General features: G+C 66.2%; 19 protein-coding genes. 13 read left to right on the top strand and 6 right to left on the bottom strand.

What is annotated here, in order from left to right; translation table 11 throughout:
• The first annotated feature begins 39 nt into the window (after positions 1–39).
• The 4 genes from WG901_RS05950 to WG901_RS05935 all read left to right on the top strand — a co-directional run bounded on the left by WG901_RS05950 (position 40) and on the right by WG901_RS05935 (position 4,813).
• Positions 40–1,515, top strand: a complete 1,476-nt coding sequence (locus WG901_RS05950) for a M28 family peptidase (protein WP_339586086.1) — start codon at positions 40–42, stop codon at positions 1,513–1,515.
• Positions 1,516–1,613: 98 nt separating this feature from the next.
• Positions 1,614–3,071 carry an IMP dehydrogenase gene (gene guaB / locus WG901_RS05945; RefSeq protein WP_339586085.1) on the top strand — a complete coding sequence of 486 codons (1,458 nt, stop codon included), beginning with the start codon at positions 1,614–1,616 and terminating at the stop codon, positions 3,069–3,071.
• Between the two features lie 6 nt (positions 3,072–3,077).
• The gene (locus WG901_RS05940) at positions 3,078–4,259 is read left to right on the top strand and encodes an RsmB/NOP family class I SAM-dependent RNA methyltransferase (RefSeq protein WP_339586084.1); all 1,182 of its coding nucleotides are present in this window, start codon (positions 3,078–3,080) and stop codon (positions 4,257–4,259) included.
• An 11-nt stretch (positions 4,260–4,270) separates the two neighbouring features.
• Complete coding sequence (locus WG901_RS05935) at positions 4,271–4,813, top strand: tetratricopeptide repeat protein (RefSeq protein ID WP_339586083.1); 543 nt, start codon at positions 4,271–4,273, stop codon at positions 4,811–4,813.
• A gap of 38 nt (positions 4,814–4,851) precedes the next feature.
• On the opposite strand, the gene WG901_RS05930 is transcribed toward WG901_RS05935, so the two are convergent.
• A complete protein-coding gene (locus WG901_RS05930) occupies positions 4,852–5,334 on the bottom strand; it encodes an RNA pyrophosphohydrolase (protein WP_339586082.1) in 483 nt (160 codons plus the stop codon).
• Positions 5,335–5,583: 249 nt separating this feature from the next.
• On the opposite strand from WG901_RS05930, the gene WG901_RS05925 reads away from it, so the two are divergent.
• The gene (locus WG901_RS05925) at positions 5,584–7,536 is read left to right on the top strand and encodes a 2-oxoacid:acceptor oxidoreductase subunit alpha (RefSeq protein WP_339586081.1); all 1,953 of its coding nucleotides are present in this window, start codon (positions 5,584–5,586) and stop codon (positions 7,534–7,536) included.
• The gene (locus WG901_RS05920; protein WP_339586080.1) at positions 7,533–8,576 is read left to right on the top strand and encodes a 2-oxoacid:ferredoxin oxidoreductase subunit beta; all 1,044 of its coding nucleotides are present in this window, start codon (positions 7,533–7,535) and stop codon (positions 8,574–8,576) included. The genes WG901_RS05925 and WG901_RS05920 overlap by 4 nt, the downstream gene beginning before the upstream one ends.
• Here the strand turns inward: WG901_RS05920 and WG901_RS05915 are convergent.
• Positions 8,573–9,277: a phosphatase PAP2 family protein gene (locus WG901_RS05915; RefSeq protein WP_339586079.1), complete on the bottom strand. Its 705-nt coding sequence runs from the start codon at positions 9,275–9,277 to the stop codon at positions 8,573–8,575. The two genes, WG901_RS05920 and WG901_RS05915, sit on opposite strands and share 4 nt — an antisense overlap.
• An 80-nt stretch (positions 9,278–9,357) precedes the next feature.
• Here WG901_RS05915 and WG901_RS05910 point away from each other — a divergent pair, with 80 nt between their 5' ends.
• The 3 genes from WG901_RS05910 (at position 9,358) to WG901_RS05900 (ending at position 12,966) form a co-directional block, all read left to right on the top strand.
• Positions 9,358–10,272, top strand: a complete 915-nt coding sequence (locus WG901_RS05910; protein ID WP_339586078.1) for a metal-dependent hydrolase — start codon at positions 9,358–9,360, stop codon at positions 10,270–10,272.
• Complete coding sequence (locus WG901_RS05905; RefSeq protein WP_339586077.1) at positions 10,269–11,648, top strand: cryptochrome/photolyase family protein; 1,380 nt, start codon at positions 10,269–10,271, stop codon at positions 11,646–11,648. Before WG901_RS05910 ends, WG901_RS05905 begins: the two co-directional genes overlap by 4 nt.
• A gap of 73 nt (positions 11,649–11,721) precedes the next feature.
• Entirely contained in the window at positions 11,722–12,966 is a 1,245-nt protein-coding gene (locus WG901_RS05900; protein ID WP_339586076.1) for a cyclopropane-fatty-acyl-phospholipid synthase family protein, read from the top strand.
• Between the two features lie 3 nt (positions 12,967–12,969).
• On the opposite strand, the gene WG901_RS05895 is transcribed toward WG901_RS05900, so the two are convergent.
• The 4 genes from WG901_RS05895 to WG901_RS05880 all read right to left on the bottom strand — a co-directional run bounded on the left by WG901_RS05895 (position 12,970) and on the right by WG901_RS05880 (position 15,997).
• Entirely contained in the window at positions 12,970–13,323 is a 354-nt protein-coding gene (locus WG901_RS05895) for a PilZ domain-containing protein (RefSeq protein ID WP_339586075.1), read from the bottom strand.
• Between the two features lie 90 nt (positions 13,324–13,413).
• A complete protein-coding gene (locus WG901_RS05890; RefSeq protein ID WP_339586074.1) occupies positions 13,414–14,124 on the bottom strand; it encodes an SDR family NAD(P)-dependent oxidoreductase in 711 nt (236 codons plus the stop codon).
• A 12-nt stretch (positions 14,125–14,136) separates the two neighbouring features.
• Complete coding sequence (gene purF / locus WG901_RS05885) at positions 14,137–15,606, bottom strand: amidophosphoribosyltransferase (RefSeq protein WP_339586073.1); 1,470 nt, start codon at positions 15,604–15,606, stop codon at positions 14,137–14,139.
• 166 nt (positions 15,607–15,772) lie between these two features.
• Complete coding sequence (locus WG901_RS05880) at positions 15,773–15,997, bottom strand: hypothetical protein (protein ID WP_339586072.1); 225 nt, start codon at positions 15,995–15,997, stop codon at positions 15,773–15,775.
• A 201-nt stretch (positions 15,998–16,198) separates the two neighbouring features.
• Here WG901_RS05880 and WG901_RS05875 point away from each other — a divergent pair, with 201 nt between their 5' ends.
• From WG901_RS05875 to WG901_RS05860, 4 genes are read left to right on the top strand one after another with little or no spacing between them, the layout of a single operon-like run.
• Positions 16,199–17,440, top strand: coding sequence for a lipoprotein-releasing ABC transporter permease subunit (locus WG901_RS05875; RefSeq protein WP_339586071.1), 1,242 nt, complete (start codon positions 16,199–16,201; stop codon positions 17,438–17,440).
• The gene (locus WG901_RS05870; RefSeq protein ID WP_339586070.1) at positions 17,433–18,119 is read left to right on the top strand and encodes an ABC transporter ATP-binding protein; all 687 of its coding nucleotides are present in this window, start codon (positions 17,433–17,435) and stop codon (positions 18,117–18,119) included. The genes WG901_RS05875 and WG901_RS05870 overlap by 8 nt, the downstream gene beginning before the upstream one ends.
• A gap of 60 nt (positions 18,120–18,179) precedes the next feature.
• Positions 18,180–18,482, top strand: coding sequence for a hypothetical protein (locus WG901_RS05865; RefSeq protein WP_339586069.1), 303 nt, complete (start codon positions 18,180–18,182; stop codon positions 18,480–18,482).
• Positions 18,483–18,491: 9 nt separating this feature from the next.
• Positions 18,492–18,980, top strand: coding sequence for a glutathione peroxidase (locus WG901_RS05860; RefSeq protein WP_339586068.1), 489 nt, complete (start codon positions 18,492–18,494; stop codon positions 18,978–18,980).
• Positions 18,981–19,009: the final 29 nt, after the last annotated feature.

Here is a 19,009-nt window from a genome sequence, read left to right as displayed (position 1 = left end):
GGCCGGATGAACAGGGGCAGGCTTGCGATCGTCGGTTGCATGCTGATGACGGGTCTCGGCCTGTCGTCGGCTAGCCTCGCTGCGCCGCGTCGCGACACCGTCCTCGAAGCCCAATTGATGCAGCACATCCGCGTCCTGGCGAGCGACGATTTCGAAGGGCGCGAGCCGGGCACCGACGGCGAGGCGAAGACCCTGCGCTATCTGGCGCGCGAATGGTTCAACATCGGTCTCGTCTCGGGTACCAATACTCCAGGACACGAATGGTTCGCGCCGGTCACGCTGATCGCGCGCGAGCCGGCCTCGTCCTCGGCAATATTCGCGCGGAAGGGGCGCCGGCAGTACGTCCCGCGCGATGCGATGCTGATGCTGACCTCTGGCCGGCGCTCGATGGTCAAGGACGCGCCGCTGCTCTTCGTCGGCAAGGGGATGGCCTATCGCAATCCCGGCACGGTGTCCTCGCGCAACGAACTCGCAGGGCGCGTCGCGCTGCTGCTCGACGCTGGGATCGACGACAGCGAGCGGCAGAACGCGCTGCTTGCCGCGGGCGCCTCGGCCGTGCTGACCGTGCTCGACGGCGACCGAACGCTCGATAGCGTCGCCGCCCGCCGCCGCCGTTCGGGCTATGCCTTGGCCGATGATGCCGTCGGCGGCGATCTTGAGGGTTTCATCACCCGCGAAGGCGCGGCTGCGCTGCTCCAGGGCAGCGGCCGCAGCGTCGACGCACTCGAAAAGGCCGCGGCCGCCCCCGATTTCGCTGCGCAACTGCTCGACCTGACCGCTACGATCGAGGCGACGAGCAGTGAAACGACGATCCGCACCCACAACCTGATCGGGAAGATCCCGGGGCGCCGTCCCGACGCCGGCGCCGTGCTGTTTCTCGCCCACTGGGACAGCTTCGGCCGCTGCGGCGAGCCACCGGCCGAGGACCAGATATGCAACGGCGCGATCGACAACGCCAGCGGCATCGCCGTCCTGACCGAGACCGCGCGGCGTCTGGTGCGGATGCCGCAGGCCGATCGCGACATCTACTTTCTCGCGACGACCGCCGAGGAACTGGGTCTGCTCGGTGCCCATGCCTTTGCCGAGAATCCGCCACTGCCGCTGGGACAGATCGTCGCTGCCTTCAACATCGACAGTTTTGCCATCGCCCCCGCGGGCACGCCAGTCGCGATCGTCGGCAAGGGCATGACCTCGCTCGACGCGCAGATCGCGGCCGTGGCCAAGCGGCAGAAGCGCAAGCTCGTCACGAGCGACGGCATCGAAGCCTATGTTCGCCGCCAGGACGGCTGGGCGCTGCACCAGCACGATATCCCGGCGGTCATGGTCACCAGCGCCTATGGCGACATGGCGCGGCTCGAAAGCTTCTTCGAGGGCGGCTATCATCGGCCCAAAGACGATCTGACGCAGACGATCGAACTGGGCGGCGCGGCCGAGGACGTCGCCTTCCAAGTCGCGCTCGGCCGCTGGTTCGCCGATCTGCGGCGCGTTCCGAGGCGGAGCGAGAGGGCGAAGTAGGCCGCAACGGTCTCGAGGCCAATTCAGCCCTAGCGATATCGGGCGGGCTTGATTACATGGGCCGCCACGAATCCAACCGCGAAAGGCGCAGTGGCACCATGGACATCCCTCTCGGCCTGACTTTCGACGACGTCCTACTGCGTCCGGCCGAGTCCGACTTCCTGCCGAGCGAGGCCGATACGCGGACCCGTCTGACGCGCGAGATCGGGCTCAACATCCCCGTCATCTCCTCGGCAATGGACACGGTGACCGAGGCCGACATGGCGATCGTCATGGCGCAACTCGGCGGCATCGGCGTGCTTCACCGCAATCTCACGGTCGAGGAACAGTGCGCCGCGGTCCGCGCGGTCAAGCGCTTCGAGAGCGGCATGGTGGTCAATCCGATCACGATCACGCCCGACGCGACCCTGGGCGAGGCCCAGGCGATCATGCAGGCGAACCGCATCAGCGGCATCCCCGTGGTCGAGGCCAGTGGCAAGCTCGTCGGTATCCTGACCAACCGCGACGTGCGCTTCGCGGCCAATCCCGCGCAACCGGTGCGCGAGTTGATGACGCACGAGAACCTCGCCACGGTGGGGCTCGGTGTCGGCCAGGAAGAAGCGCGCCGCCTGCTCCACCAGCGCCGGATCGAAAAGCTGCTGGTCGTCGATGACAGCTTCCACTGCATCGGCCTGATCACGGTCAAGGACATCGAGAAAGCGGTCAACTTCCCCAATGCGACCAAGGACGCATCGGGTCGTCTGCGCGTTGCCGCGGCGACGACCGTGGGCGACAAGGGCTTCGAACGGACCGAAGCGCTGCTCGACGCCGAATGCGACGTCGTCATCATCGACACGGCCCACGGTCACAACAAGGACGTGGCCCGCGCGGTCGATCGCGTGAAGAAGCTGTCGAATTCGGTTCAGGTCATTGCCGGCAACGTCGCGACGGCCGAAGCGACGCGCGCGCTGATCGATGCGGGCGCCGATGCGGTCAAGGTCGGCATCGGCCCGGGCTCGATCTGCACCACGCGCATCGTGGCCGGTGTCGGCGTGCCGCAGCTTACCGCCATCATGGAAGCCGCGGCCGAAGCGGCGAAGTCGGGCGTGCCGGTGATCGGCGATGGCGGTCTGCGCACTTCGGGCGACGCCGCCAAGGCGCTTGCTGCGGGCGCGTCGTCGCTGATGATCGGTTCGATGCTCGCGGGCACCGAGGAGGCGCCGGGCGAGACCTTCATCTACCAGGGGCGCTCGTACAAGTCGTACCGCGGCATGGGCTCGGTCGGGGCGATGGGCCGCGGCTCGGCCGACCGCTATTTCCAGGGCGACATCAAGGACCAGATGAAGCTCGTGCCCGAGGGTATCGAGGGGCAAGTGCCCTACAAGGGTCCGGCCAAGGACGTGATCCACCAGCTTGTGGGCGGCATCCGCGCGGCGATGGGCTACACCGGCTCGCAGTCGATCGACGACCTGCGCACCAAGGCGCAGTTCATCCGCATCACCAATGCCGGCCTGCGCGAGAGCCACGTCCACGACGTGTCGATCACGCGCGAGGCGCCCAACTATCCGTCGCGGTAAGCGGCGATGACGCCCGCCGCGCGGGTCCAGGCGGCGATCGAGGTTCTCGACTTGGTGATCGAGGCCGCGCGCAGCAACGGCGCGCCGGCCGATCGCCTGATCTCGGACTGGTTCAAGTCGCGCCGCTTCGCCGGCAGCGGCGATCGGCGCGCGGTGCGTGAGCTCGCCTATGCCGCGATCCGGGCCTGCGGTGAGATTCCCGAAAGCGGCCGGGCGGCCCTGCTGCTGCTGGCGCAGGACGATCCGGCGCTCGCGGCGCTGTTCGATGGCGAGCGGCATGCCCCGGAACCCATAACACCTGACGAGCCCGTCGCGCGGCCGGGCATAGCCCCCGCCTGGCTGGAAGAGTCCCTGGCCGACAGCGGTGTCGTCGCCGAGGAAGCCGCGGCCTTGCTCGGGCGCGCTCCGCTCGACCTGCGCGTGAACACGCTCAAGGCCGATCGCGCGACGATCGAACTGCCGCTTCCCGTCGAGCCGACCGTCGCGGCGCAGGGCCTGCGCCTGCCGTTCGGTACGCCCGTCGAGCAGTGGGAGGCCTATCAGGCTGGCCGGATCGAGGTTCAGGATACCGGCTCGCAGCTCACCTGCGAGGCCCTGGCGGCGCAGCCGGGCGAAACCGTGATCGATCTCTGCGCCGGGGCGGGGGGCAAGACCCTGGCGCTCGCCGCGGCGATGGCGAACCGCGGGTGCCTGATCGCCAGCGATGCCGATCGCGCCCGCCTGTCGCGCCTGATGCCGCGCGCCGAGCGCGCCGGGGTGTCGATCGTCGAGACCGTGCTGCTCGACGCCGGACGCGAGGGCGAGGCACTGGCCGTCTGGCAGGGCAAGGCCGACGCGGTGCTCGTCGACGCGCCGTGCTCGGGCGTCGGCACCTGGCGCCGCAATCCCGAGGCGCGCTGGCGACTGACCGAAGCCCAGCTCGCGCGCTATGTCGCGCTTCAGGCGCGGCTGCTCGATCTGGCCGCCATGCTGGTGCGGCCCGGCGGTCGACTGGTCTACGTCACCTGCTCGCTGCTCGACGTCGAGGGCGCCCGTCAGATCGACGGCTTCCTCGCGCGCCATCGGGACTGGTCGGCGGCGCTGCCGCATCTCCCGGCGGGCCGCCCGCGTGGTCAAGGCCTGCGACTGAGCCCGTTTCACGACGGAACCGACGGATTTTTCGTCGCGATCTTAACCCGAAGCTGCTAACTGTCACGGAAATGCCCATGACCGCTACTTCGGCCAAGGACCTGTTGATGCGCTATACGCCTGCTGCACTTGCTCTATCTCTGCTCGTCGCCGTAACTTCCAGTGTCAGCTTCTCCGCGCCGGCGAAACCGCTCGATCCGCGCGCTTCTGCGCTGCTGGCCCAAGGCCGGAGCGAGCTTTCCGCCGGCCGAGTCAACGAAGCGGTCGACGCCTACGAGGCGGCGCTGACGGTCCAGCCAGGCAATATCCAGATCCTGCTCGACCTGGCCGAGGCGACTCGCCGCCAGGGCATGCAGGGCAAGGCGCTCCACTATTACCGCGAAGCGTTGAAGGCCGAGCCGAGCAACGTCCAGGCGATTTCGGGTGAGGGCGCGGCCCTGGCCGAGAAGGGCGCAATCGAGAAGGCGCGCCGCAACCTCAGCCGGCTCGAGGGCCTGTGCGGCAGCAATTGCGAGGCCACGCGCACGCTGTCGGCAGTGATCGCCAAGGGTCCGCCGCCGCGCGTGGTCTCGGCCGATGCGGTCAAGCCACAACCGGTGGTCAGCGAGAACTGAGTTAGGTCGATCCTCCCCTTGCAGGGGAGGATCCATTTTCAAATCAGATCGCGAAACTCTTCCAGAACCGTACGATACACCCGCTTCTTGAAGGGCACGATGATGTCCGGAAGCGTCTCGGGCGCGACCCATTTCCACGCTTCGAACTCGGGCGGATCGTGCGCTTCGAGATCGATGTCGGCGTCGCTGCCGGCGAAGCGCAACAGGAACCAGGTCTGGCGCTGGCCGCGGTACTTGCCCTTCCAAAGCTTGCCGATCAGTTCGTCGGGCAGGTCGTAGAGCAACTCCTCGCGCGACTGGGCGATGATCGTCACCAGGTCTTCGCTGACGCCGGTTTCCTCGGCAAGCTCGCGCAGTGCGGCGGGGCGAAGCTCCTCGCCCTCGTCGACGCCGCCCTGCGGCATCTGCCAAGCGTCGCCTTCCTTGTTGTCGATCCGCTTGCCGACGAAGACCTGCCCGTCGCCGTTGACCAGCATGACGCCGACGCAGGGACGATAGGGCAGTGCGGTGAAATCGTTCATCGCGCGCGCCGCACGGTCCGTGCCGGGAAACAGGATCGGGACTCGGGCATGGGTTATCTTTCCGGGCACAAACGGTTGGCCATACCCATATGGCCTGCATTGCTGCTTGACTAGGCTGCGCCTGCGGCGTCTTGCAAAACTATGTGGGTGATGGCGACTTTGTCACCTGACAGTTTTTCTGGATTGTGCTTCCGCACGGGCAGCCTAGGGCGACCGGCAGGAAACAGACCGACGCCATAGAGGACGATAATGGCAACGATTTTGGCCGAAGGTGACGAAGCGGCAAAGCCGCACGAGAATGACGTTCCAGAAGCGGTGGTGGTGCGCTTCGCCGGCGATTCCGGCGACGGCATGCAGCTGACCGGCGGTCAGTTCACGCTTTCCACCGCGCTTGCTGGCAACGACCTGGCGACCTTCCCGGACTTCCCGGCGGAAATCCGCGCGCCCCAGGGCACGCTGTTCGGCGTCTCGGCGTTCCAGATCAATTTCGGCTCGACCGAGATCACCACTGCGGGCGATCAGCCCGACGTGCTGGTGGCGATGAACCCGGCAGCGCTGAAGACCAACGCCCCGGCGCTCAAGGCTGGCGGCCTGATCATCGCCGACAGCGGCGAGTTCACCAAACGCAACCTCGAGAAGGCCAAGTACGAGGTCAATCCGCTCGAGGACGGCAGCCTCGCTAAGTGGGACCTGCTGGCCTTCGACATCTCCGCTCTGACCGTGGAAGCCGTGAAGCCCTTCGGCCTTGGCAACAAGGATGCGCTGCGCTGCAAGAACATGTGGACGCTGGGCTTGGCGCTCTGGATGTTCGACCGTGATCGCCAGCCGATCATCGACGGACTGAATGCCAAGTTCAAGGGCGACAAGAAGATCCTTGCCGACGCCAACATTGCCGCGCTCAACGCTGGCCATGCCTATGGTGAAACCGCCGAACTGGCCGGCCCGCTCAAGAAGCTGAGCATCGAGCCGGCGCAAAGCCCGGCGGGCCTCTACCGCACGGTCAACGGCGCCGAGGCAGTGTCCTATGGTCTCGTCGCGGGCGCTCAGCTGGCCAAGCTGCCGATGTTCTTCGGCGGCTATCCGATCACCCCGGCCTCGGCGATCCTTCACAACCTCGTGAAGATGAAGGAATTCGGCGTCACGACCTTCCAGGCGGAAGACGAGATCGCCGCGATCTGCGCCGCCATCGGCGCTTCCTATGCCGGCCAGCTCGGCGTCACCTCGTCGTCGGGCCCGGGCATCGCGCTCAAGGGCGAAGCGATGGGCCTGGCGATCATGACCGAGCTGCCGCTCGTCATCGTCAATTCGCAGCGCGGCGGTCCTTCCACCGGCCTGCCGACCAAGACCGAGCAGTCGGACCTCTACCAGGCGGTCTACGGCCGCAACGGCGATGCCCCGATCCCCGTGATCTCGGCGCGCTCGCCGGCCGACTGTTTCGAGGTCGCGATCGAGGCCTGCCGCATCGCCGTGCAGTATATGACCCCGGTGATCCTGCTGACCGATGGCTATATCGCCAATGCGGCCGAGCCGTGGAAGGTGCCCGATCCCGCTTCTTTCGAAGAGTTCCCCGTGGAATTCCTCGAAGAGAAGAACGGAGACGGTGTGGTCCTGCCGTTCAAGCGCGACGAGAAGGGCGTGCGTCCCTGGATCAAGCCGGGCACGCCGGGCCTGATGCACCGCATCGGCGGCATCGAGAAGGCGGTCGACACCGGCAACATCGATTACTCGCCGCTCGCGCACCAGACGCAGACCGACGCGCGCAAGGCCAAGATCGACGGCATCGCCAAGTCGATCCCCGATCAGGACGTCGCGCTCGGCCAGGCTGGCGGCAAGATGGTCGTCGTCGGCTGGGGTTCGACCTTCGGGCCGATCCACCAGGCGGTGCGCCGCATGCGCGCCAAGGGCCTCGACGTCAGCCACGTCCACGTCCGTCACATCTGGCCGCTGCCGCAGAACCTGGGTGAACTGCTGCACAGCTACGATCACGTGCTGGTGCCCGAGATGAACACGGGCCAGTTCAAGACCGTGCTGCGCGACCAGTACCTGGTCGATGCCAAGCCTCTGACCAAGACCAGCGGGCAGCCTTTCACCATCGCCGAAATCCAGGACGCCATCGCGACCTATTTCAACGGTTATGACGAGAGCGGTGAAGTCGATGCCGACGACACCCAGCTCCCCAGCACCAAGGCAGTGAATCCATGAACGACATGACCCCCATCCAGACCACTCTCAAGGACTGGGAGTCGGATCAGGAAGTCCGCTGGTGCCCGGGTTGCGGCGATTACGCGATCCTCAAGGCCGTGCAGCGCACGCTTCCCGAGATCGGTGCCGATCCGGCGAACACCGTGTTCGTCTCGGGTATCGGCTGCTCGAGCCGTTTCCCCTACTATGTCGAGAGCTACGGCTTCCACACGATCCACGGTCGTGCGCCGGCTTTCGCGACGGGTATCAAGCTCGCCAATCCCGAACTCGACGTCTGGTTGGTCACCGGTGACGGCGATGGCCTGTCGATCGGTGGCAACCACACGATGCACATCCTGCGTCGCAACCTGAACTGCCAGATCCTGCTGTTCAACAACGAGATCTATGGTCTGACCAAGGGGCAGTATTCGCCGACGAGCCGCCTCGGCACGCCGTCGCCGTCCTCGCCGGTCGGTTCGGTCGATCGCCCGGCGCAGCCCGCGGCCTTCGCGCTCGGCGCCGGCGCGCGCTTCGTGGCGCGCGGCTTCGACGTGTCGAAGGAACTTTCGGGCGTGCTCAAGGCGGCCCACGCGCACCAGGGCGCGGCCTTCGTCGAGATCTTCCAGAACTGCATCGTCTACAACAAGGATGTGTTCGAGGACTTCGCTGCCCCCAAGGGCGCCGAGGCCAGCCAGCTCTGGCTCAAGAACGGCGAGCCGATGCTGTTCGGCAATCCCAAGACCGGACCGATCAAGGGCATCGCGCTCAACGTCGATCACCTGCATCTCGAAGTCGTCGACGTCGTCGATGGCGACTGGCAGGCGGCGGGCGTGATCGTCCATGACGTGACCAACCGTGCGATCGCGCATATGCTGGTCGAGATGCCCTTCGGGCCGTTCCCGATGGCTCTGGGCGTACTCTACGACGACCCGCGGCCGACCTTCGAGCAGGAACTGCTGGGCCAGGATCGCACGGTCAATTCGGGCAAGTCCGCCGACCTCGCCAAGCTGCTCGCCAAGGGCCAGACTTGGACGGTGACGGAGGGTGGGCCGGAGCTCTAAGTTCCGGCCTCGGCCACCATCGCTGCCGGCCGATACAAAACGGCCGAAGCGAGAAAGGCCCAGCCCGTACCGCCGAGCCAGCCGGCCACGACGTCGCTGGGATAGTGCACGCCCAGCCAGACCCGGCTCAGTCCGACCAGGAAGGTGAGGGCTAGCGCGCAGCCGATCAAGGTCCAGCGCAAGCGCCGAAGCGGGCTCAGCGCAGCAAAGGCCAGCGCCATCGCAACATAGACCACGGCGGCGTTGAACGAATGTCCGCTCGGAAAGCTCGCGCCGTCGACCGCCATCAGGTGCGGGACGATGTCGGGCCGCGCGCGGCCGAACAGCGCCTTGAGCGCGCTGCCGACCAGCCAGCCGCTCATCACCGTGGCTGCGAACAGCACGGCCTCGCGGCGCAGCCGCAGGAACAGCAGCGCCCCCACGGCCGCGAGCGCGAAAAGGTGGCGCAGCAGCAATCCGCCAAGCGCGGTATAGTCGCGCACCGCCTCGATCAGCCAGCCCGGACCGCGCGGCAGTCCGAGATTGGCATGATCGCGCCACAGCTTGAGCCCGGCCGCGTCGAAAGTGCCCATCCTCCCGCTCTGCATCAGCACGGCCATCGCGGCGAAACCCGCCCAGCACAGCAGCCCGGCGATCAGCGCGTGGCGCGGGTCGATGCGCCAGCCGTGGGTGGAGTGGGGGAGGGGCGCGTGATCGGTCATCGCTGCGGATAACGCCCGAGGCGAGGCGATGCTGCAAGCGGGGATTGCCTTTGTTCGCGCGGACTTGCACCAAGGTGCGCATGGACAATGTCACGCACAGTCTCGTCGGCGCGCTGCTCGGCCAGATGGGGCTCAAGCGCAAGACCGGGCTGGCGATGCCGACCCTGATCATCGCTGCCAACATCCCCGACATCGATGCCGGCTGTACCGTGCTCGGCACGGTCAGCCTGGCGATGCGGCGGGGGATCACCCACGGGCCGATCGCCATGCTGCTCCTGCCGCTGGCGCTGACCGCGGTCATGGTCTGGTACGACCGCCGCCAGACGCGCCGCGGAACGCGGCCCGCCGATCGCCTGCCGCTGCGGCCGGGCTGGCTGCTGGCGCTCGCCTATATCGGCTGTCTCAGTCATCCGCTGTTCGACTGGATGAACTCCTACGGCGTGCGCCTGCTGGAACCTTTTTCGCACCGCTGGTTCTATGGCGATGCGCTGTTCATCGTCGATCCCTGGCTGCTGGCGATGCTGATCGTCGGGGTGTGGTTTTCGCGGAAGCGCGACAAGGCGGCGCGCGGCGACTGGCGGCGACCGGCGCGGGCCGCATTCGCCGGAATCGTCGCCTATCTTGCGCTCAATCTCGGAATCAGCACCCAAGCGGCCGCGCAGGCGCGCGATCTGGTGCCAGGCGCTCGCATGGTCGTGGCCAATCCTACACCGGTGACGTTCTGGCGGCGTGAGGTTCTGGTCCGCACCGACAGCACCTATGGCAGCTATGATAGCGTGCCTTTTCAGGCGCTGAAGGCCGTCTCGCCGATCCGCCCGATCGGCATGGAGGATCCCCGCATTGCCTTGCGCGTGGTCCATAACCCCGAGGCGCAGGCTTTCCTGTTCTGGTCGCGCATGCCGCTCGCCGAGGTCCAGGGCGATACGATCGTGCTAGGCGATCAGCGCTTCTCCGGCATCGCCGCGGGAAATTTCCGGGTCGAGCTCAAGCCATGACCGCGCCCGTCGTTGTCTGGCTACGCCGCGACCTGCGGCTCGCCGATCAGCCCGCGCTGAGCGTCGCCGCCAGCGAAGGCCCGGTGATCCCAGTTTTCGTGCTCGACGATGAGATCCCGGGCGATCGCAAGCTGGGCGGCGCTTCGCGCTGGTGGCTGCATCACAGCCTCGAGGCCTTGGCGCGCTCGTTGGGGCGGCATCGCTCGAAGCTGATCCTGCGCCGGGGAGACAGCGTCGCAGAGCTGGTCAAGCTGGCCAAGGAGACCGGCGCGAAGGCGGTCCACGCCATCGCCCACCACGAACCCTGGTGGCGCGAGGCCGAGGAAGCGCTCGCCCGGAAGCTCGACCTCCATATCCACGACGGCAACTACCTGCTGCCGCCCGGCGCGGTCACGACGGGATCGGGGTCGCCCTACAAGATCTACACGCCCTTCGCGAAGGTCGCGATTCAGCGCTTGCCCGAACGCGATCCGCTCGACGAGCCGGCGCTGACGAGCCCCGCGACCTGGCCGAAGTCAGACGAACTCGCCGACTGGAACCTCTTGCCGACCAGGCCCGACTGGGCCGCGGGCCTGCGCAAGGACTGGGTCTGCGGCGAGGCAGCCGCACACGATACGCTCGACGAGTTCCTGCACATCGCCCCGGACTATGAGCGAGACCGCAATCTGCCGTCGATCGCGGGCACGTCGCGCCTATCGCCGCATCTGCATTGGGGCGAAATCTCGCCCACGCAGGTGTGGCACGCGCTGGCCGGCAAGCGCGGAGAGGGCGTCTCCACCTTCCGCGGCGAACTGCTCTGGCGCGACTATGCGCAGACCGTGATCTGGCAGTTTCCGGACTATGCCAAGGCGTCCTATCGCCACGACTTTCGCCACCTGAAATGGCGGCGCAGCAAGGAGGACCTCGCGGCCTGGCAGCAGGGCCGCACCGGCTATCCGCTCGTCGACGCCGGCATGCGCCAGCTCTGGACGACCGGCTGGATGCACAACCGCGTGCGCATGATCGCGGCAAGTTTCCTGATAAAACATCTGCTCATAGACTGGCGCGAGGGCGAGCGCTGGTTCTGGGACACCCTGGTCGACGCCGACTACGCCAACAACGCCGTCAACTGGCAATGGGTCGCGGGCAGCGGCGTCGACGCCAACCTGTTCACCCGCATCATGGCGCCGCTGACCCAGTCGCCGAAGTTCGATGCAGCCGGCTACATCCGCGAATGGGTGCCCGAACTCGCCGATCTGTCCGATGCCGACATCCACGATCCGCCCGACGAGCAGCGCGGCGGCTATCCCGCGAAGATCATCGGTCACCGCGAAGCCCGCGAGCGGGCGCTCGGCGCCTATCGGGCCATGAAGACCACGATCTCGAAGCCCGAATGACGGCGGAGGAAAAGTTCGCGCGCGGCTCATCGCGCCGATTGCCGAAGCCCTGGAGGCGCGACATACTCGCCGCATGAACGCAGAAGCAGCGGTCAGGGGTGCAGAACTGGTGGGGGGCGGCCGGTCTATCGGCATCGGCTCCCAGTGGTTCGCGCGTCTGTGGTCCGGCGGGGTTCACCGGATCCTCGACCGCATCGACCAGGGCCTTCAGCGCGGCGCGATCGAAGCGACCTTGCCCGATGGTTCGACTCGACAGCTGGGCGGTCGGGCTCCCGGTTTCCAGGCCCTTGTCACGCTGAACAGCTATCGCGCCCTGCTGCGCCTGGCGACCGGCGGCTCGGTCGGCTGGTATCAGGCCTGGGAGGCGGGCGAATGGGACAGTCCCGATCCCGTCCAGCTCTTCGCGCTGTTCACCGACAATCTCGTGACTCTCGGCAGTGCCGCCCGCGCGCATGGGCCTTGGCGGATCGTCGCAAGGTTGCTGCACGGGTTCAAGCGCAACACGCGGTCGGGTGCGCTCCGCAACATCCATGCGCACTATGATCTCGGCAACGATTTCTACGCGGCCTGGCTCGATCCGACGATGTCCTATTCAAGCGCGCGGTTCGAGGCCGAGCTCGACGGGCTCGATGCCGGCCAGCAGCGCAAGCTCGCCAGCATCGCCGCGCGGATCGATACGGCGGAGACGGTGCTCGAGATCGGCTGCGGCTGGGGTGCGTTGGCGCGCCACTTTGCCGATCGCGGCGTCTCGGTGACGGCGATAAGCCTGTCGGACGAGCAACTGGCGTGGGCGCGGAACCTGGCGGGCGACTTGCCCATCGATTTCCGCAAGCAGGACTATCGCGACCTCACCGGGCAGTTCGACGCCGTGGCGAGCGTCGAGATGGTAGAGGCGGTGGGCCGTGAATACTGGCCCGATTTCCTCGATGCGGTCGCGCGCTGTCTCAATCCGGGCGGACGCGCGGCAATCCAGTTCATCGCCTTCCGCGACGAATTGTTCGAGGCCTATGCGCGCAGCGCCGACTTCATCCAGACCTACGTCTTCCCCGGCGGCATGCTGATCCGGGAGAGCGAATTTCGCCGGCTGGCCGAGGAGCGCGGGCTGAGCTGGCGCGATCGCGAAGGCTTTGCGCTCGACTATGCCGAAACCTTGCGGATCTGGCGCGAAAGGTTCGATCTGGCGGTTGAGGAAGGGCGTCTGCCGGCGGGTTTCGATGCGCGCTTCGTGGGGCTCTGGCGGTATTACCTGATGTATTGCGAAGGCGGCTTTCGCGGCGGCGCGATCGACGTCGCGCAAGTCACGCTCGTGAAAGCCTAGCGCTTACGAGACCGAGCGGAAGATCCCGCTGCCGCGCCAGCGCTCGAGCAGATTGTCGTGGATGATCGGGTTGAGCAGCTGGTTGAAGGCGCAGCCGACCAGGCTGTTGTTCCACCAGATCACCTGGGCTTCCATCGATTCCATGCCCTGGATCGTCAGCCAGCACAGCGTGCCCGGATGCAGGCGGTTGATCGCCATGGCCGAAAAGCCCGACAGCGACAGATCCTGCACCACGGTCTGGAACCCGCGCGAGCCCGAGGGGCGCAGCGAGGCGGGGATCGAAATACGCGTCCGCGGCGAGGAGCGATCCTCCTGGGCGGCGGTAGCATAGCTATCCTGCGGGGCGAAACTGGACATCGCGGGGCTCCGTAATCCTAGCCGCGGCGCGTCGATCGCCGTCGGTCGACCGTTTATGCGGCCGGTCTGGCTACGGGGGGGTTTATTTCGCTAGTTAACGGACTCTCTATGCCCACTGGCAAAGGGTTCTGCCAAAAGGGAAACGAGCCTTTCTGCAACGACCTCGGGAGCCTTCACCGATGCCGGATCCTCGCCCGGATAGGCCCGTGCACGCATGGCCGTTCGCGTGGCGCCCGGGTTGACGATCGCGACGCGCAGCTTCGACACGTTCCGCGTCTCCTGCGCGTAGCAGTCGAGCAGCACGTCGAAGGCAGCCTTGGTTGCGCCATAGGCGCCCCAGAACGCGCGCGGCTGGGCGCCGACCGAACTGGTCACGCCGATCACGCGCGGATCGGCGCTCCGTCGCAGCATCGGATCGAAATTGGCGATCAGCGACTGCGTGGCGAGAACGTTGACCGTTAGCGCCTGGTTGAGCGCGCGCTGGCTGATGTCGGGGACCGAGGTCAGCTCGGGCAGCAGCGCCGCGTTGATCACCAACATGTCGAGTGCCTGCCAGCGCTGCGAGATCGCCGTGGCGAGCCGGGCGATGCCGTCGGGTTCGGACAGGTCGACCGGCGCGATCGTCGCATTGCCGCCGGCCTGGAAGATTCGCTCTTCGATTTCCTCGAGCCGCTTGGTGTCGCGACCGGTCAGGACGACGTGGGCACCGGCCTTGGCCAGGGCTTCGGCGGTCGCGGCGCCGATGCCGCGGCTGGCGCCGGTGACGAGCGCCACCTGGCCGGAAAAGGGCCCTTCACTCATGTCGCAGCTCCCTTACGCGACGCGATTGATCGGCAGGGTCAGCAGATCGGGCGTATCGCGCTCGGCCAGGTCGGTGAGGCGGGTCGGATAGTCGCCGGTGAAGCAGGCGTCGCAATACTGCGCGCAGCCCTTGTTGCGGCCGGCTTCGCCGACGGCACGGTAAAGGCCGTCGATCGAGACGAAGGCCAGGCTGTCGGCGTGGATGAATTCGGCCATGGCCTGGATGTCCATCCGCGCGGCGAGCAGCTTCGAGCGTTCGGGCGTGTCGACGCCGTAGAAGCACGAATGCTCGGTCGGCGGGCTGGCGACGCGCATGTGCACTTCGGCGGCGCCGGCATCGCGCATCATCTGCACGATCTTCATCGAGGTGGTGCCGCGCACGATCGAATCGTCGATCAACACGATGCGCTTGCCCTCGACCAGCGCGCGGTTGGCGTTGTGCTTGCGCTTGACGTCGGCATGGCGCGCGCCGTCCGACGGCTGGATGAAAGTCCGGCCCACGTAGTGCGAGCGGATGATGCCGAGTTCGAAGGGAATGCCAGACTGCTGGGCATAACCGATCGCCGCAGGCACGCCGCTGTCGGGCACGGGGATCACGAGGTCCGCGTCGGCCAGCGATTCCTTGGCGAGTTCGACGCCGATCTGCTTGCGCACGCCGTAGACCGACTGCCCGTCGAGCACCGAGTCCGGACGGCTGAAGTAGACGTGCTCGAAGATGCAGGGGCGTGCGTTGAAATTGCCGAAGGGACGATGGCTCGAGATGATGCCCTTGTGATCGACCTGGACGAGTTCGCCCGGCTCGATCTGGCGGATCAGTTCGGCCCCGACGACGTCGAGCGCGACGCTCTCGCTGGCGAAGACGATGGCATCGCCGATGCGGCCCATGACCAGCGGGCGGATGCCCAGCGGATCGCGGCAGGCGATCATGCCTTCGCTGGTCATGCAGATCAGCGAATAGGCGCCTTCGACCATGCGCAGCGCATCGACGAAGCGATCGAGCAAGGTCGGATAGCGGCTCGTGGCGACGAGGTGGATGATGACCTCGGTGTCCGAGGTCGACTGGAAGATCGCGCCCTTCTGCACGAGATCGCGCTTGAGGTGCATCGCGTTCGAGATGTTGCCGTTGTGCGCGATCGAGAACCCGCCCGAGGCGAGATCGGCGAACAGCGGTTGGATGTTGCGCAGGCCAGAGCCGCCCGTCGTCGAGTAGCGGACGTGGCCAGAGGCCATCGCGCCTGGCAGTTCCGCGAGCCGCTCGGCGCTGTTGAACACCTGAGCGACGTGGCCGATGCCACGGTGCGAGTAGAACTCGCTGCCGTCGAAGCTGGTCATGCCGACGGCCTCTTGACCGCGATGCTGGAGGGCGTGGAGCCCCAATGCGGTCATAGCGGCTGCGTCTTTGGCGCCGATAACGCCAAAAACGCCGCATTCCTCGCGAAGTTTGTCACCATCGCGATCAAGGAAGGGATTGGTAAAGTTCATAGAATCGTCCGGCCTGCGCGCCCTACAGGCCGCGCATTTGGGCCTTGTCGGTCGCGAAAGCAAGGGCGGCGCGGCAGGCTGTCCGCCGAACTCCCCGGTTTGAGATATTCATGTGCCGTTCCGGCGCCTCGCGCAGGGGCGTTTTGCCGTTCGGCGAAGTGGCCGGTCAGGTGAACTTCGAGACCATCCCGTAGACCTTGTTGGCGCTGTGCTGGACGGCGCTGAGCGCTCCGGCTTCTACCACCACGCGCGGCGGCGCGGTGCGCTCGGGGGCGACGAAGCGCACTTCGGGCTGCTGCGAAAGCGGCTTGGCCGGCTCGGGCGGTTTGGGTGCGACCGGAGTGCGGCGCTCGGCGACGAGCGGTCCATTGCTGCTTCTGGTAACAAACACGCGTCAGATCCCTTCATGATCGTTGCATCCTACCTAGCCGCGGGTTTCTAACGAGGGACCAAGGAGCATGGTTCAGCAGGCCCCAAGCGAATTGGTTTCGCGCAGGTTAAGCAAGGCGCCGTCACGGTGCTTGCCAAGTCCCTACGGCTCACCCTAAACCGCCGGCCAACCCATACCGGTTATCTGACAGGCTCCCTCCGCTTGATCCTCAGCCCTTTCGAATGGACGATCGCCAAGCGCTACATGCTTCCCGGACGCGGCGAGGCCTTCATCGCGCTCGTCGCCGGCATCAGCCTTGTCGCGGTAGCGCTCGGCGTTGCCGCTCTGGTCATCGTAATGAGCGTGATGAACGGCTTTCGCGCGGAGCTGTTCGACAAGATCGTCGGGCTCAACGGCCATGCCATCGTCAATGCCTATGGCGGGCGGTTGGAGAACTGGCAGAGCGTGCTTGCCGACGTGCGCAAGACGCCGGGCGTCGTTCGTGCCTCACCGCTGATCGAGCAGCCGCTGCTTGCGACGTTCAACGGCCGGGTCGAGGCGATCCTCGTCCGGGGCAACACCCCGCAGGACATCGGCCGTATCCAGCCCAACGTGAAGTCCGGCCGCCTGATCGATCTGCAGCCCGGCTCGGGCAATGTCGCGATCGGTGCAAGGCTTGCCGAGAATCTGGGGGCGCAGATCGGCGACACGATCACGATCATCAATCCGGCGGGCCGCTCGACACCCTTCGGCACGGTGCCGCGGCAGGTGGCCTATCAGATCTCGGCGATCTTCGAGATCGGCGTCTACGACTATGACCAGGCCTTCGTCGTCATGCCGATCCCCGATGCTCAGACCTTGCTGCTGACCGGAGATTCGGTGGGCATGATCGAGATCACCACCAACGATCCCGACAAGGTCGGCGAGATTCTGAAACCCTTGGCCGAGCGGCTCCAGGGCCAGGCCGTGGTGACCGACTGGAAAACGATCAACGCCTCGCTGTTCGAGGCACTCGCGGTCGAGCGTGTGGCGATGTTCGTCGTGCTGTCGATCATCGTCCTCGTTGCCGTGTTCAACATCCTGTCCTCGCTGATCATGCTGGTGCGAGCGAAGACGCGCGACATCGCGATCCTGCGCACGATGGGCGCGACGCGGCGCTCGCTGCTCAAGATTTTCGTGACCACGGGCTTCGTCATCGGTGCGCTGGGCACCCTGACCGGACTGCTGCTGGGCTTCGTCTTCCTCTATTTCCGCCAGCCGATCGTAAACCTGGTCCAACTCGTCACGGGCCAGAACCTGTGGGATCCGTCGATCCGCTTCCTCACCGAACTGCCGAGCCGCTCCGATCCCGTGGAGATCGGCGTGATCAGCGTCATGGCGCTGGTATTCAGCTTCCTGGCCACGCTCTATCCGGCCTTCCGCGCGGCGAGCACCGATCCTGTGCAGGTGCTGCGCTATGAATAGTTCTTCTGCGAGCCCCGTGGTCCGCATTACCGAGCTCAAGCGCAGCTTCGAGCAGGGTGGCGTTACCATCGATGTCCTGCGCGGCATCGACCTCGAAGTTCGGCCTGGCGAGATCGTCGCGCTGCTCGGCCCGTCGGGCTCGGGCAAATCGACGATGCTCCAGGCGATCGGCCTGCTCGAGGGCGGTTTCGAGGGCAAGATCGAGATCGCGGGTGTGAATGCCACCGCGCTCGATGGCGACGCGCGCACGACCTTGCGCCGCGATCACCTGGGCTTCGTCTACCAGTTTCATCACCTGCTGCCCGATTTCAACGCAATCGAGAACGTGCTCCTGCCGCAACTCGTCGCGGGGCGCTCGCAAGAGGAGGCGACGGCGCGGGCGACCGAACTGCTCGTGGCGCTCGGTCTCGGAGGACGGCTCGATCATCGTCCCAGCCAGCTCTCGGGCGGCGAGCAGCAGCGCGTCGCCGTGGCGCGCGCGCTTGCCAACAAGCCCGGTCTGGTCCTCGCCGACGAGCCCACAGGCAATCTCGACGAAGCGACTGCCGACCGCGTGTTCGGTGAGTTCCTCAAGCTCGTGCGCGGCGAGGGCAGCGCGGCGATCGTCGCGACGCACAACGAGCGGCTGGCTCAGGCCATGGATCGCGTGGTGCGGTTGCACGAGGGCAAGCTCGAATAGCGACTTCGCGCTGAAACCTCCGTGCGGGAAAAGTGTTCACTAAGGATCACGCCCTGCAATATGGCGGACACGGAGAAAGGAGCGAAAATGAGCAATCCCAGCACTTTCAAGGCTGAACCGAACGGTGCTACCGGCCCGGACTGGGGGGATCACGCTTCGCTTCACCGGAGCAACGACGGCGGCGGTCTGCTTTCGGATCTGAAGGCCGTGCGTCACGGCAGCCTGGCCGACCTGATCCGTTTCGTCGTCAATCTGCCCAACGACGAACAGGACCATTACGTCATCGAAAAGGCTGGTGATCATCGCCTGAGCATCGGCGAGATTCGCTCGCTGTCACGGCGTGCCGATTTCCCGCGCGCATAAAGGACATCAATGACACCGCCCCGTACGATCGCCGATTTCGACGCAACATTGCCGAACGGCGAGCGTGTGAGCTTGGCCGACAAGGCGGGGAAGGTGCTGTTGATCGTCAACACGGCGAGCAAGTGCGGTTTCACGCCGCAATATGCTGGGCTCGAGGCGCTCTGGCGCCAGTACCGCGACCAAGGCTTCGAGGTGATAGGGTTTCCGTGCAATCAGTTCGGCCACCAGGAGCCCGGCGATGCCGACGAAATCGCCAGCTTCTGCGATCTGAACTTCGGCGTGAGCTTTCCGCTCATGGCCAAGGTCGACGTCAATGGGACGGATGCAGCACCACTTTACGACTGGTTGAAGGCGGAGGCGCCGGGCGTGCTTGGCACGCGCGGGATCAAGTGGAACTTCACCAAGTTCCTCATTGGCCGCGACGGGCAGGTCGTTCGCCGCTACGCGCCTACCGACAAGCCCGAAAAGCTGGCGGGTGATATCGAGGCTTTGCTCTAACCCCGACTTCGCGTTCGAACGATGAGTGC

Origin of the sequence: Novosphingobium anseongense, assembly GCF_037482895.1 — a bacterium.
In the GTDB taxonomy this organism is placed as follows: domain Bacteria; phylum Pseudomonadota; class Alphaproteobacteria; order Sphingomonadales; family Sphingomonadaceae; genus Novosphingobium; species Novosphingobium anseongense.
Note: the sequence above shows the minus strand (reverse complement) of the source record. Positions and strands in the feature narration are given on the sequence as shown.